Source organism: Pseudomonas sp. K8 (assembly GCF_014889455.1).
GTDB classification, from domain to species: domain Bacteria; phylum Pseudomonadota; class Gammaproteobacteria; order Pseudomonadales; family Pseudomonadaceae; genus Aquipseudomonas; species Aquipseudomonas veronii.
This window is the reverse complement of record NZ_VJWO01000045.1, coordinates 35,542-48,911: the sequence shown is the minus strand read 5'-3', so window position 1 is coordinate 48,911 and position 13,370 is coordinate 35,542. Positions and strand designations below refer to the sequence as shown.

Here is a 13,370-nt window from a genome sequence, read left to right as displayed (position 1 = left end):
GGCGCTGCAATCATTAATGCCACCTTTCTCAACCCACATAAGGAATTGAAAAATGACTGATATCAATAAAGAGTCCATCTCCGTATTGAACGACCTGATCGAAACCAGCATCGACGGTCAAAAAGGTTTTAAAGAGTGCGCTGACGACATCAAGCATCCCGAACTCAAAGCGCTGTTTGCCAAGCGCTCCGCAGACTGCGCCACTGCCGCCGCCGAGCTGAAAACCGCCGTGCGTGCCCTGGGTGGCGACCCGGAACAGTCCGGCAGCGTTGCCGGCGCCCTGCACCGTGGCTGGGTCGATGTGAAGTCGATGGTCACCGGCAAAGACGAAGAGGCTGTGTTGAACGAAGCCGAGCGCGGTGAAGACCACGCCCTCAAGGCTTACAAAGCAGCGATCGAGAAGATCACCCAGCACAACCTGGTGGGCATTCGTGACTTGGTTGAGCGCCAGTACCACGGCGTACAACGCAACCACGATCAGGTGAAAGCCTTGCGTAACCAGGCTCGCGCTCAGTCGTGAGCCGTCGCTGAATAAAAAATCCCCGCCGATGCGGGGATTTTTTATGGGAATTGATCAGCCGATGGTGATGGCTGGCAGTTCGGTCAATGTCACGACCTGTTGCTTGCGTGGCGCGAGGATTTCCGCTTCGCCATCCACCACCAGCTCATCGCGCTGGTTGAACACGCGGGTGGCGATACGCACGCGGAACTTTGGCAGCTTTTCGAGGATTTCCAGACGCACGGTCAGGGTATCGCCGATTTTCACCGGTTTCTGGAAGCTCATCTGTTGGCCGATATAGATCGTGCCCGGCCCAGGCAGCTCACAGGCAACCGCCGCGCTGATCAGGGCGCCGCTGAACATGCCGTGGGCGATTCGCTCCTTGAACATGGTCGCCTTGGCAAATTCCGCATCCAGGTGTACCGGGTTGTGGTCGCCGGACATCGCGGCGAACAGTTGGATGTCACGCTCTTCGACGGTCTTGCTGTAGCTGGCGGTCTGGCCGACTTCGAGGGCTTCGTATGGGGTGTTGGTTACCTGGGTCATCTAAAGGTGCATCCTGTGGCTAATCGATAATTTAATTGGCTGATTTTAAACGAAAAATTATTCGCAGCGAGTCGGCCTGCGCGAGGTCAGGGCCTGGTCGAGCCACGTCAGCACATCCGCGGTGACTTCGTCGCGGTTGGTTTCGTTGAATAGTTCGTGACGCGCCTGCGGGTAGATATTCAGTTGCAGGTTCTGGCAGCCGGCCTCACGCAGGGCATGGGCCAGTCTTTTCAGACGCTTGCCTTCACTCACCGGATCACATTCGCCGCCGATCACCAGGATCGGCAAGCCCGGATCGATCTGCGCGAGATTGGACGCTTTGCTGATTTGCTGCAAGCCGCCCAGCAGGTCGATCCACAGTTGGTTGGTGCAGCGGAACCCGCAAAGCGGGTCGTGGCGGTAGCGGTCGACTTCGTCCGGGTCACGGCTGAGCCAGTCGAAAGCCGTGCGGTTGGGCTTGAACGCTTTGTTGAACGAGCCGAACGACAGGAACTCGATCAGCGCACTGCGGCCGCGCAAGCCCTGGCGCAGGCGTTCGGCACGGGCGATCAGCCGCGCGGCGCGGTACAGCGCCACCGGCTGGAAATTCGAACCGCTGAGAATCGCCCCATGCAGGCTGGCGCTGTGGTGCAGCAGGTAAGCCTGGGCGATATAGCTGCCCATGCTGTGGCCCAGCAAAATGATCGGCACTCCCGGCAACTGCTGGCCGATGTGCTGGTTGAGGCTGGCCAGGTCGCCCACCACCTTGTTCCAGCCGTCCCGCTCGGCGAACAGGCCCAGCGTGCCCTCGTCGGCGGTGCGACCATGGCCGCGCTGGTCCAGGGCAAACACCCCGTAGCCCGCCCCACATAACGCTTCGGCCAGGCGCGCATAGCGACCGCCATGCTCGGCCATGCCGTGGGACACCATGATCAACGCCTTCGGCGGCGTGTCCGGCAGCCATTGATTGACGTACAGGCGGCTGTGGTCATTCGCGGTCAGCCAGAAGGTGGTGTGGTTCATGGCGCTTCCTTTGCTCGGGGTCATTGCAGTGTATAGCCCATCCTCGGCCAAGCGGCTGATCAGTACAGACCCTTGTAGGAAGATTCACGCTATCAATGACGCTATTGCCCGTATTTGCCTGTTTGGCCATAGCTGCTAACGTCCCCGAAGCTCCGCTTTTTATAGCAGCAGAAAAGCGGCCAGGCACATTCAGGTAAGAGGACAAGAATAATGCAACCTGATTTCTGGAATGACAAACGCGCGGCGGGCGTTCCCAACGAGATCGATCTGACCGCCTACAAGTCGGTGATTGAAGTCTTCGAGCGTTCCTGCAAGGCCTTTGCCGACCGCCCGGCGTTCAGCAACATGGGCGTCACCCTGACCTACGCCGAGCTTGAGCGCCAGAGTGCGGCGTTCGCCGGCTACCTGCAGCAGCACACCGACCTCAAGCCGGGCGATCGCATCGCGGTGCAGATGCCCAACGTGCTGCATTACCCGGTGGCGGTGTTCGGTGCGCTGCGCGCCGGGCTGATCGTGGTCAACACCAACCCGCTGTACACCCCGCGCGAGATGCGTCATCAGTTCAAGGACGCCGGCGTGCGCGGCCTGATCTACCTCAACCTGTTTGGTTCGCGGGTGCAGGACGTCTGCACCGACACCGAGATCGACTACCTGATCGAAGCCAGGATGGGCGACTTCATGCCAGCGGCCAAGGGCTGGCTGGTCAACACCCTCGTCGACAAAGTGAAGAAAATGGTCCCGGCCTATCACTTGCCGCGCGCGGTGTCGTTCAAGCGCGCCTTGCGCATGGGCGCAGGGCAGGGCGTGACGCGCCACCCGGTGAGCCTCGATGACGTCGCGGTGCTGCAATACACCGGCGGCACCACCGGCCTGGCCAAGGGCGCAATGCTCACCCATGGCAACCTGGTGGCGAACATGCAGCAGGTGCGCGCCTGCATGTCGCAGACCGGCGAGGATGGCCACCCGCTGATCAAGGAAGGCCAGGAGGTGATGATCGCGCCGCTGCCGCTGTACCACATCTATGCGTTCACCGCGAACTGCATGTGCATGATGGTTTCCGGCAACCACAATGTGTTGATCACCAACCCGCGTGACATCGCGGGCTTTATCAAGGAGCTGAAAAACTGGCGCTTCACCGGCTTGCTCGGGCTCAACACGTTGTTTGTGGCGTTGATGGACCATCCCGACTTCAAGGGCCTGGACTTCTCCAGCCTTAAACTCACCAACTCCGGTGGCACGGCGCTGATCAAGGCCACCGCCGAACGTTGGGAGCAACTCACCGGTTGTGCGATCGGCGAAGGGTATGGCCTGACGGAAACGTCGCCGGTGGCCAGCACCAACCCGTATGGCAATCAGTCACGCCTGGGCACCGTAGGCATCCCGGTGCCGGGGACGGCGATGAAGGTGATCGATGATGAAGGCGCCGAGCAGCCCCTGGGCGAACGCGGCGAGCTGTGCATCAAGGGCCCGCAGGTGATGAAGGGCTACTGGCAGCAGCCGGCCGCCACCGCCGAGGCGCTGGACGCCGAGGGGTGGCTCAAGACCGGCGATATTGCCGTGATCGACGAGGATGGATTTGTACGCATCGTGGATCGCAAGAAGGATTTGATCATCGTCTCGGGTTTCAACGTTTACCCCAACGAGATCGAAGACGTGGTGATGGCTCACCCGGCGGTGGCCAACTGCGCGGTGATCGGCGTACCGGACGAGCGCACGGGGGAGGCGGTGAAGCTGTTTGTGGTGGCGCGTGCCGAAGGTGTGAGCCTTGAGGAGTTGAAGAACTACTGCAAGACCAACTTCACGGGGTACAAGGTGCCCAAGCACATCGTGTTGCGTGAGTCGTTGCCGATGACGCCGGTGGGCAAGATCCTGCGGCGCGAGTTGCGCGACATCGCCTGATGTGAAATGCAGTCGATGATGGGGGAGGGGGCTTGCCCCGATGGCAGTGGATCAGTCACCAAATGTGTTGGCTGATTCACTGCTATCGGGGGCAAGCCCCCTCCCACATTTGTCTGTGTTTATCCCGTTAAGCCCTGTTCTAGAGCCATTTTCAAGCGTATAGAATTTTTGCTCTAAAAATGACTATTAGTTATTCATGAGTCATGTTTATGACTGTAGGGCCCTCTTTTGGCTCTAGTCGGCCCTTGGCAAAGCTGCTACTCTCGGCGCGCTTTGTGACCTCTCGGCCTGCTTAAACGCGCCAGACTCACCTAAAAAACATACACCAATAATAATCGCATCAAATGCGATGATGAATTCGCGTCGCTGAGGAGTGGGCTTCCATGAACGTAGACTTTTGGAAGGATAAGTACCCCGCCGGGATTGCTGCAGACATCAATCCAGACGAGTATCCAAATATTCAGGCGGTACTGAAACAGTCCTGCCAGCGCTTCGCCAACAAACCGGCTTTCAGCAACCTGGGCAAGACAATCACCTACGGTGAGTTGTACGAATTGTCCGGCGCTTTCGCCGCGTACCTGCAACAGCATACCGATTTGAAGCCTGGCGATCGAATCGCCGTGCAACTGCCCAACGTCCTGCAATACCCGGTCGCCGTGTTCGGTGCCATCCGTGCCGGCCTGATCGTGGTCAACACCAACCCGCTGTACACCGCGCGGGAAATGGAACACCAATTCAACGACTCCGGGGCCAAGGCCCTGGTCTGTCTGGCCAACATGGCGCACCTGGCTGAAAAAGTCGTGCCCAAGACTGCCGTCAAACACGTGATCGTCACCGAAGTCGCCGACCTGCTGCCGCCGCTCAAGCGCCTGCTGATCAACAGCGTCATCAAGTACGTGAAGAAAATGGTCCCGGCCTATCACTTGCCCAAGGCGATCAAGTTCAACGACGTGCTGGCCAAGGGGCACGGCCAACCGGTCAATGATGTCAGCCCGGCCAGCAGCGACGTGGCGGTGCTGCAATACACCGGCGGCACCACCGGCGTGGCCAAGGGCGCGATGCTGACCCACCGCAACCTGGTGGCGAACATGCTGCAGTGCAAGGCGCTGATGGGCTCCAACCTCAATGAAGGCTGCGAGATCCTGATCACTCCGCTGCCGCTGTACCACATCTATGCGTTCACCTTTCATTGCATGGCGATGATGTTGATCGGCAACCACAACATCCTGATCAGCAACCCGCGCGACCTGCCGGCGATGGTCAAGGAGCTGTCGAAGTGGAAGTTCAGCGGCTTTGTCGGCCTGAACACGCTGTTCGTGGCGCTGTGCAACAACGAAGGCTTCCGCAAGCTGGACTTCTCTGCGCTGAAAGTCACCCTGTCTGGCGGCATGGCCCTGCAACTGGCCGCAGCTGAGCGCTGGAAGGCCGTGACCGGCTGCGACATCTGCGAAGGCTACGGCATGACCGAGACCAGCCCCGTGGCGACGGTCAACCCGATCCAGAAGATCCAGATCGGCACTATCGGCATTCCGGTGCCGTCGACCTTGTGCAAAGTCATCACCGATGACGGCGTCGAGCTGGGCCTGGGCGAGGTCGGCGAGTTGTGCGTCAAAGGCCCGCAAGTCATGAAGGGCTACTGGCAGCGCGAAGACGCCACCGCCGAGATCCTCGACAGCGAAGGTTGGTTGAAGACCGGTGACATCGCGATCATCCAGCCGGACGGCTACATGCGGATTGTCGACCGTAAAAAAGACATGATTCTGGTCTCCGGTTTCAACGTCTATCCCAACGAACTCGAAGACGTGCTGGCGACCCTGCCGGGCGTGCTGCAGTGCGCGGCCATTGGTGTGCCGGACGAGAAGTCCGGGGAGCACATCAAGATCTTCATCGTGGTCAAGCCGGGCGCCACCCTGACCAAGGACCAGGTGATGGAGCATATGCGTGCCAACGTCACCGGCTACAAGGTGCCCAAGGCCGTGGAATTCCGCGATGCCTTGCCGACCACCAACGTGGGCAAGATCCTGCGTCGCGAATTGCGTGATGAAGAACTGAAGAAACTGGGCCTGAAAAAGTAACCCAGGCCCAAATGTGAGAGGGGGCTTGCTCCCGATGGCAGAGTGTCAGCCACTGCATCGAGTGACTGAACCACCGCTATCGGGAGCAAGCCCCCTCGCACATTCTGACCGCGTTCCTACAGGGTGAATGGCGCGAAGCTGACGCCAGCACCGGCTGGGCGCACATCCTTGAGGAACGAGTCCTTGTCCGCGCTCAGCTCCAGGGTAATCTCTGGCTTGCGCTTGCCCGCATTGCGCACCACCAAGCCTTCGAGCTTTTCACGCAGGAACACCGTCGGCACCTTCAGGTGCAGCAACTGGTCAGTCTCGGCGTTGTGCAGCAACAAGTGAATCCACTCGTACTGGCCCACCGCGATCCGCGCCACCGGCAGGTCGAACCACCAGATGTTGCGTTTGCGGTCCAGGTCGGTGAAGTGGCAGTTGTTGACGCCGAGTACGGCACCGCCCAGTTCCTGGTTTCTGCGGGCGATGGCCTGTGCTTTATTGAGTTTCATAACCTTCCTACGGGATCTGTTATTCAGCGTTGTAGCCTGAATGTGCCGGGCATTCTCGTGGGTTGGCCGCAAAACATAAAGCCAAACCTGCTGCCGGCGATGAAATGCCCGCGTAAAAATAATTGAAACTCTGCCGAACAGCCCTGGGTCAATCTCTAGGTAATGACCAAAAGCCCTCGATTGTTCCAGGAGAAATACCATGAGCAGCACATCGGATAAGGTAAAAGGCGTCGCCAACGAAGCAGTCGGCAACATCAAGCAAGGTGTCGGCAAAGTGACCGGCAACGACAAGCTGCGCGCTGAAGGGGTGGTCCAGGAAAAGAAAGGCGAAGTGCAGAAAGCCGTGGGTGATATCAAGGATGCGGTGAAGAAAGCGATCAAGTGACCCTGATTCGCCGGTTGGATTCACCCAGCCCGACGGCCATCCACGGATGGCCGTTTTTGTGTCACCTGAAGCGGTTAATCTTTCGAAATTGTTTCAATGTCGCCAAATAGGCTACCTTGATGTAGAAAACGGCCCCTGAGTCGCCCACGAACCTGACTTTTTGCGGCGAAAGGAGACGCTATGATTTTCCCGGTACTCGATGGTCTCAAGCTGCACCAGGTGCTGGTACGCACGGTCAAGGAATTCGTCAACGACGAGATGTCCACCTACGCCTCGGCACTGGCCTACCAGATGCTGTTTTCGTTGTTTCCGTTCCTGCTGTTTCTCATCGCGTTGATCGGTTTCCTGCATTTGCCGGACTTCTTCACCTGGCTGCGCCTGCAGTCGGAACTGGTGTTGCCGCCCCAGGCCCTCGAGCAGGTCAACCCGGTGATCGACCAGTTGCAGCAGTCCAAGGGCGGCCTGCTTTCGGTGGGTATCGTGATTGCCCTGTGGACCGCGTCGGCCGGCGTGCGCCTGATGATGAGCGCGATGAACGCCGCCTACGACGTGATCGAAGGCCGGCCGATCTGGAAGCGTTTCCCGCTGTCGGTTTTCTACACCGTCGGCATCGCTGGCATGTTGCTCGCCGCCGCCGCGCTGATGGTGCTCGGCCCGCAGGTCATGGAATGGCTGGCAGGGCAGATCGGTATGCAGGAATTCGTGGTCACGCTGTGGACCATCCTGCGCTGGCCGCTGATTGTGATCCTGCTGATGTTCGCCGTGGCCCTCATGTATTACGTGATGCCTGACGTGCAGCAGAAATTCCGCTTCATCACCCCTGGCTCGGTGCTGGCGGTGGTGGTGTGGATCGTCGCGTCCCTGGGCTTTGGCTCCTACGTCAAAACCTTCGCCGACTACAACGCCATGTATGGCAGCATCGGCGCGATCATTGTTCTGCTCCTGTACTTCTATATTTCCGCCGCCGTGTTGTTGCTGGGGGCGGAAATGAATGCCGTGATCGAGCACATGTCGGCCGAAGGCAAGGACCCGGGAGAAAAGACATTCGATGAAAACACCCATGCCGGTGAAAAAAAGCACGTCTCCGGTCTTGGCCGAGACCATTCCAAGCCCACTCCCGATGAAGTCTGATTGATGATCCGTGAAATCCTGAAAATGGGCGATGAGCGCCTGCTGCGTATCGCCCCGCCGGTCCCGCCGGAAATGTTCGACAGCCCCGAGCTGTGGCAATTGATCGATGACATGTTCCAGACCATGGAGCACGTCGGCGGTGTCGGCCTGGCCGCGCCGCAGATCGGTGTTGACCTGCAACTGGTGATCTTTGGTTTCGAGAGCAGCGAGCGCTACCCGGATGCGCCGGCCGTACCGCAGACGATTTTGATCAACCCACTGATCACGCCGCTCAGTCCGATCATGGAAGAGGGCTTCGAAGGCTGCCTGTCCGTGCCCGGCCTGCGTGGCGCGGTGGACCGTTACCAGCAGATCCGCTACGAAGGTTTCGACCCCAAGGGCGAACCGATCATCCGCATTGCCGATGGCTTCCATGCGCGGGTGGTGCAGCACGAGTGCGATCACCTGATCGGCCGCTTGTACCCGTCGCGGATTACCGATTTCAGCAAGTTCGGGTTCATCGAGGTGATGTTCCCCGACATGGACCCGACGGCCGACGAATAGCCTCCTGACACAACGCAACGTCAACCTCAGCTCCCACGGGAGGTTACAAGGCGCGTTCCATGCCCATCGCGATCATCGGCTTGTTGCGCTTGTAGCGCACCAACCGTTCGCTGAGGGACTGCGGCAGCACGGTATCCTGGGTGAACCCCATGCGTTGATACCAGCCTTCCAGGTCCGGATGACACATCAGCCAGACCGTACCCTCCCCATCGGCCACCGCTTGACGAATCAAGCGCGCCGCCAGCCCCTGACCGCGATAGGCCGGGTCGACAAACACCCCGGTCAGCCATTGCCCGCCCACCACCGGCGTCAGGCATAAGCCGGCGACTATCTCGCGGTCCCGCGCCACCCACAGACGTCCGCCCTTGAGTGCCTTCATCGGCGAATCGTGGTGGCGATAAAACTTGTTCAGCAGCGGCCACAGGGGCTCTGCCAGCGGTTCGATGTGCAATTCGGGCATGGTGTTCAGGCAGGCGTTATCCAGGGCCGGGGATTATAAGCGCCTAATGTGCGGCAATAGGTGGTATACCCATTGTTACATCCCCTGTAAGTGGAGCATGCATCATGGCCAAAGGTATGGATTCAAAGAAAGCCGCGAAGAAGAAACCGGCAAAGACCGCCGATGAAAAACGCGCTGACAAGAAAGCCAAGAAATCCGAGACAGGGCTGTTCGGTCACTGAGTTGAACGTGTAGAAGCCTACGATCTGCAAGATGTTCCCGCCTTACCGCACAGAGCAGGACACACCTGCTCTGAGCTGTCGATGCCCAACTAGCGTGATGGCACCCAGTGCCGGGAAATCAACGTCCTGGCACACGGCGTTACTGCGCGACCGAATGGCCCCGCTGGCCGGGTCGCTTAGATCGCGGCCAAGGTCTCTTTCACCGATTGCGCTTGTGGCTCTGCCGTCTTCACGGCTACCTGCTGCTCTTGCTGTTGCTTCAGACGATCAGCCACTTGCTTGGCGATTGCATCCTGTTTTTCCTGCGGCATTGTCTGCACCTCCGCCTCGGTCAACCCCTGCTCCTTGAGCAACTGTTCGCGAATGCGTTCGGCCGGGGTTTTGCTCATGTAATCGGTGAAGTCTGCGCGCGCGGCACTCGTGGTAGAACCGGCTGCGGGCACATCCGTGGTCGCCGGGGTGGCGGCCGTTGAGGCCTGCAACTGCACGCGGGTCTTGGCGAAGGCTTCGTCGATGCGGTCGGCGGCCTTGTCCAGTTGGGTCTGCGCGGCGGGTACGCTCACACTTTGCTGCGCCGTTTGCAGGGCACCGCTGTACAGCGTGCTGGCGGCGGCGTTGGCGGGGTCCATGTCGGGGCGCTTGAGCTTTTCGACGGTCGACAAGGCTTGAGTGTTGTTGTTAATCAGCATGATCGGGCACCTATGCAAATGTTCGATGCGTCAGCTGGAGCAAATAGCGTGCCGGGTGCACAGCCCCGGTTTTACGGGGGGCTGGCATGGCGCTAGCGGCAAACATTGTTCTGGCGCCGGCCAAACGTTGCCGTCGACAGGCCATCTTGTGCAGTACCTTCCCGGTGGCAGGGCCGTTCAGTCGTGTTTGAAGTCCTCGACGATGAACGACCCGCTCGTGAAGTCCATTTCCAGGGCATGGTGAAGTGCCGCCGTTTTGGCCTTGAAGTGAAAGGACGCCTTCAGGAGGCGGCCTTGCAGGTACAACACGGTGAATTTTCCGCTGGTTGCCAAATAGGTGCCCTGTTCGCCTGACCTCGTGTCGTCAAATTCAAGCCTTACCTTGTGGTCTTCACTGGCCGTTGCACCAATCTCGTAGGTCTCGCCTTCCTTGATATTTTGGTCAATGCTGATTTTAAGCAGGGCGAAATCGGTCATGATCCCGACTGTTGAATTAAAGCCTGACCCGCCATTCAAATGAGCTACAAAGTTTGTGCTAAAGGGAACCGTCCATCCGGCTATTACCCCAGAGATTGCATCGTTTTTACCCAGTACCGAACCCATGATTGCTTCTCCATATTCAAGGGGCAATGTGTTGCACATTGCGTGTGCTTATGAATAGGCGAAGAGGAGAAACGGGGCTACTGTCAGACCTGACAGGTCCCTGCGCTTTCCTGACAGACGGTCTTTCGATGTTTCGAAAAAAGCGTTTTGCCGATTCTGTCGCAGGCACCTGAGAGCTGTGCGTTGAGTCCTTTCACGTTGCCGTCTTTGTGATCAGTCATGGCCGTCGAGGGCGAAGGTCTTAAAGCCGGCATGCTGGCCAAGGCGCTGGTAATACGCGGCAACTGCCGGGTAGGACGGGCGCTCCATCGGCGTCATCTGCCAGCGGTGAACCGAGAGGCCGATGAGGATGTCAGCCAGGGTGAATTCGTCGCCGGCCACGTAGGCACCGGTCTTTGCCAACTGTTGTTCCAGCAGGCCCATCTTGTCGTGCCAGGCTTGCACGCCCGCCTTGATGCGCTGCGGGTCCTGATGATCGGGGCTGTTGCGCACCAAGGCCTGGAAGGCATAGCCCCAGGACGGGTTGAGTTCGGTGGCTTGCCAGTCCATCCACTGCTCGACCCGGGCGCGAGGGGCGGGCTCGAGAGGTAGCAGGTCGTGGCGTTGGTAGAGGTTCACCAGATAGCGACAGATGGTGTTGGATTCCCACAGCACACCGTGGTCGTCGATCAGCACCGGCACTTGGGCGTTGGGGTTCAGGGCAAGGAATTCGGCGGATTGGGTCGGCTTGAAGCCGATGCCCCAGTCTTCGCGCACATAGTCGATGCCCAGTTCCTGGCAGGTCCAGAGCACTTTGCGCACGTTGATGGACGAAGCGCGACCCAAGATTTTCAGTGAGTGTCCCATGGTGCTTCTCTGGCAGTGGAGAACACTCAATCTAGCAGGGGTCGGGCACTACGGCGATGCCTTCAAGCGGGCACGGTTAAAAATGTGTGTGGGGCCATGGCTTTGCCCACTGGCAATACGCTCAGCTCCCTCAACTGATGAATTGCCAGGGCAACATCGCAATGTCAGCCGCGTCCTACGTGCTCTCCCGCACCTGCAACTCAAACCCCATGTCCACCACCGGCTTGGCGATCTTGTTCCCCGCCATGACCGTCAGCAGATGCTCCGCCGCGCGCCGACCGATGGCCTCGCGCGGCGTGCTGATGCTGCTCAGGCGCGGCACCATGAAGGAGGAGGCGGGCAGGTCGTTGAAACCCAGCACGGCTACGCGCCCCGGGACGTTGATGCCGTGACGCAGGGCTTCGAGCAGCGCGCCCTGGGCCAGGTCGTCGTTGCCGAAGAAGATCGCATCCACATCCGGATGGGCCGCCAGCAACTGCAAGAACAACTCGCCGCCCAGGCCCACGGAGGAGGGGCGTGGCGTCAACAGTTCCAGCGCCGGGTCGTACAGCCCGGCCTGTTGCAGCGCACGGCGGAAGCCTTCGCCGCGCAGCAAGGTGCGTTGGTCCAGTTGCGCGCCGATATACGCCAGGCGCTTGCGCCCACGGGACAGCAAATGCGCCGCTGCCGTCTCACCCGCCGCCAACTGCGAAAAGCCCACGCAATTCACGCCAGCGTTGGGGTCCAGATCCATCATGTACACGCACGGCACATTGCTGGCCTCGACCATCCGTCGCGCGCTTTCGGTCCGATCGAACCCGGTCAGCAGCAAACCCCGCGGCTGGTAGGCCATGTAGTTGCGCAGCAAAGTCTCTTCTTCGTCGCGGGAATAGTGGGAGTTGCCGATCAGCACTTCAAAGCCCTTGGGCCGCAGCACCTGGTGGATCGCTTCGAGGGTTTCGATAAACAGCAGGTTGGACAGCGAGGGCACCAGCACCACCACCGAATGGCTCTGGGCCGAGGCCAGGGCGCGGGCGGCGGGGTTGACCACGTAGTTCAACTCGGCGGCGGCCCGTTGCACTTTTTCCACCAGTTCGGTGGCCACGGTGCTGATGCCACGCAAGGCGCGGGAAGCGGTAATCGGGCTGACGCCGGCCAGGCGGGCGACTTCATTGAGGGTCGGGCGACCCGTGGTGCGCGTATTTTTATCGTTCTTGGAGGTCATCAGGCGGCTTGCCAAACAAAAATCGAGGCACTAAGGTAGCGCTGTCTCCAAACGGCTGCAAATGCTTGAATGCTGGGTTGCCTGATCCAGTTCAAATGCTTGGAGCGGATGCACGCGTCACTCCATAAAAAAAGACAAGACGGCGCGGGAAAAGCCTGTTTTTGCACTAGCCTTACAGCGTGCAAAGGTAGCGCTATCTGCGTCCTGAGGTGTTTCATGAGTCAACCTGTTACCGCCCTGGTCATCATGGGTGTCGCCGGCTGCGGCAAGACCAGCGTCAGTGAGGCCGTGTGCCGCCTGAACGGTGCCACCGCCATTGAAGGCGACAGCTTTCACCCCGCCGCGAACATCGAAAAAATGAGCGCCGGCCACCCCCTCGACGACAACGACCGCGCCGGCTGGCTCGACATCCTGTGCGATGAGTTACGCCGTTCGCTCAAGGCCGGCGAACACCCGGTCCTCACCTGTTCCGCATTGAAAAAGAAATACCGCGACCACCTGCGCGAAGCCGCGCCGGGCCTGGGCTTTGTGTTTCTGGAACTGAGCCGCGAAGTCGCCGCCGACCGCGTGTCCCATCGCCCCGGGCATTTCATGCCGGCAAGTCTGATCGACAGCCAGTTCGCCACCCTTGAATCGCCCATCGGCGAGCCGCTGACCCTGGCCCTCAACGCCAGCGAAGACAGCGTCGAGGCGTTGGCCGAGCAAACCCATGCGTGGTGGTGCAAACACGGTTTTGAACCCGCTCATTAATTTTTGTGTCGGAAAGATAGCGC

At 59.7% G+C, this 13,370-nt stretch carries 15 protein-coding genes; 7 read left to right on the top strand and 8 right to left on the bottom strand.

Translation table 11 applies throughout. From position 1 onward, the window contains the following. Positions 1–52: 52 nt before the first annotated feature. The gene (locus INT12_RS24220; RefSeq protein ID WP_017847193.1) at positions 53–520 is read left to right on the top strand and encodes a ferritin-like domain-containing protein; all 468 of its coding nucleotides are present in this window, start codon (positions 53–55) and stop codon (positions 518–520) included. A gap of 54 nt (positions 521–574) precedes the next feature. Here INT12_RS24220 and INT12_RS24215 read toward each other — a convergent pair whose 3' ends face one another. After that, complete coding sequence (locus tag INT12_RS24215) at positions 575–1,045, bottom strand: MaoC family dehydratase (RefSeq protein ID WP_017847194.1); 471 nt, start codon at positions 1,043–1,045, stop codon at positions 575–577. 57 nt (positions 1,046–1,102) lie between these two features. After that, the gene (locus tag INT12_RS24210) at positions 1,103–2,047 is read right to left on the bottom strand and encodes an alpha/beta hydrolase (RefSeq protein WP_104902585.1); all 945 of its coding nucleotides are present in this window, start codon (positions 2,045–2,047) and stop codon (positions 1,103–1,105) included. Positions 2,048–2,257: 210 nt separating this feature from the next. Here INT12_RS24210 and fadD2 point away from each other — a divergent pair, with 210 nt between their 5' ends. Beyond that, positions 2,258–3,946, top strand: a complete 1,689-nt coding sequence (fadD2, locus tag INT12_RS24205; RefSeq protein ID WP_193040303.1) for a long-chain-fatty-acid--CoA ligase FadD2 — start codon at positions 2,258–2,260, stop codon at positions 3,944–3,946. Between the two features lie 383 nt (positions 3,947–4,329). After that, the gene (gene fadD1, locus INT12_RS24200) at positions 4,330–6,021 is read left to right on the top strand and encodes a long-chain-fatty-acid--CoA ligase FadD1 (protein WP_017847197.1); all 1,692 of its coding nucleotides are present in this window, start codon (positions 4,330–4,332) and stop codon (positions 6,019–6,021) included. Positions 6,022–6,137: 116 nt separating this feature from the next. Here fadD1 and INT12_RS24195 read toward each other — a convergent pair whose 3' ends face one another. Then, positions 6,138–6,515, bottom strand: coding sequence for a hypothetical protein (locus tag INT12_RS24195; protein WP_017847198.1), 378 nt, complete (start codon positions 6,513–6,515; stop codon positions 6,138–6,140). A 199-nt stretch (positions 6,516–6,714) separates the two neighbouring features. Here INT12_RS24195 and INT12_RS24190 point away from each other — a divergent pair, with 199 nt between their 5' ends. The 3 genes from INT12_RS24190 (at position 6,715) to def (ending at position 8,574) form a co-directional block, all read left to right on the top strand. Next, a complete protein-coding gene (locus INT12_RS24190; protein WP_046382290.1) occupies positions 6,715–6,900 on the top strand; it encodes a CsbD family protein in 186 nt (61 codons plus the stop codon). A gap of 180 nt (positions 6,901–7,080) precedes the next feature. Next, positions 7,081–8,031: a YihY/virulence factor BrkB family protein gene (locus INT12_RS24185; protein WP_193059049.1), complete on the top strand. Its 951-nt coding sequence runs from the start codon at positions 7,081–7,083 to the stop codon at positions 8,029–8,031. Between the two features lie 3 nt (positions 8,032–8,034). Next, positions 8,035–8,574 carry a peptide deformylase gene (gene def / locus INT12_RS24180; RefSeq protein ID WP_104904519.1) on the top strand — a complete coding sequence of 180 codons (540 nt, stop codon included), beginning with the start codon at positions 8,035–8,037 and terminating at the stop codon, positions 8,572–8,574. 43 nt (positions 8,575–8,617) lie between these two features. Here the strand turns inward: def and INT12_RS24175 are convergent, their stop codons facing one another. The 5 genes from INT12_RS24175 to INT12_RS24155 all read right to left on the bottom strand — a co-directional run bounded on the left by INT12_RS24175 (position 8,618) and on the right by INT12_RS24155 (position 12,600). Then, positions 8,618–9,034: a GNAT family N-acetyltransferase gene (locus tag INT12_RS24175; RefSeq protein WP_046382292.1), complete on the bottom strand. Its 417-nt coding sequence runs from the start codon at positions 9,032–9,034 to the stop codon at positions 8,618–8,620. A gap of 397 nt (positions 9,035–9,431) precedes the next feature. Then, positions 9,432–9,944 (bottom strand): hypothetical protein, encoded by a 513-nt coding sequence (locus INT12_RS24170; protein ID WP_057004505.1) that lies wholly within the window; start codon positions 9,942–9,944, stop codon positions 9,432–9,434. 177 nt (positions 9,945–10,121) lie between these two features. Further along, positions 10,122–10,547, bottom strand: coding sequence for a hypothetical protein (locus tag INT12_RS24165; protein WP_104902587.1), 426 nt, complete (start codon positions 10,545–10,547; stop codon positions 10,122–10,124). Positions 10,548–10,760: 213 nt separating this feature from the next. Next, a complete protein-coding gene (locus INT12_RS24160; RefSeq protein ID WP_017847205.1) occupies positions 10,761–11,393 on the bottom strand; it encodes a glutathione S-transferase family protein in 633 nt (210 codons plus the stop codon). Between the two features lie 175 nt (positions 11,394–11,568). Continuing rightward, the gene (locus INT12_RS24155) at positions 11,569–12,600 is read right to left on the bottom strand and encodes a LacI family DNA-binding transcriptional regulator (RefSeq protein WP_162231529.1); all 1,032 of its coding nucleotides are present in this window, start codon (positions 12,598–12,600) and stop codon (positions 11,569–11,571) included. Between the two features lie 213 nt (positions 12,601–12,813). Here INT12_RS24155 and INT12_RS24150 point away from each other — a divergent pair, with 213 nt between their 5' ends. After that, positions 12,814–13,347 carry a gluconokinase gene (locus tag INT12_RS24150; RefSeq protein ID WP_017847207.1) on the top strand — a complete coding sequence of 178 codons (534 nt, stop codon included), beginning with the start codon at positions 12,814–12,816 and terminating at the stop codon, positions 13,345–13,347. The last annotated feature ends 23 nt before the right edge of the window (positions 13,348–13,370 follow it).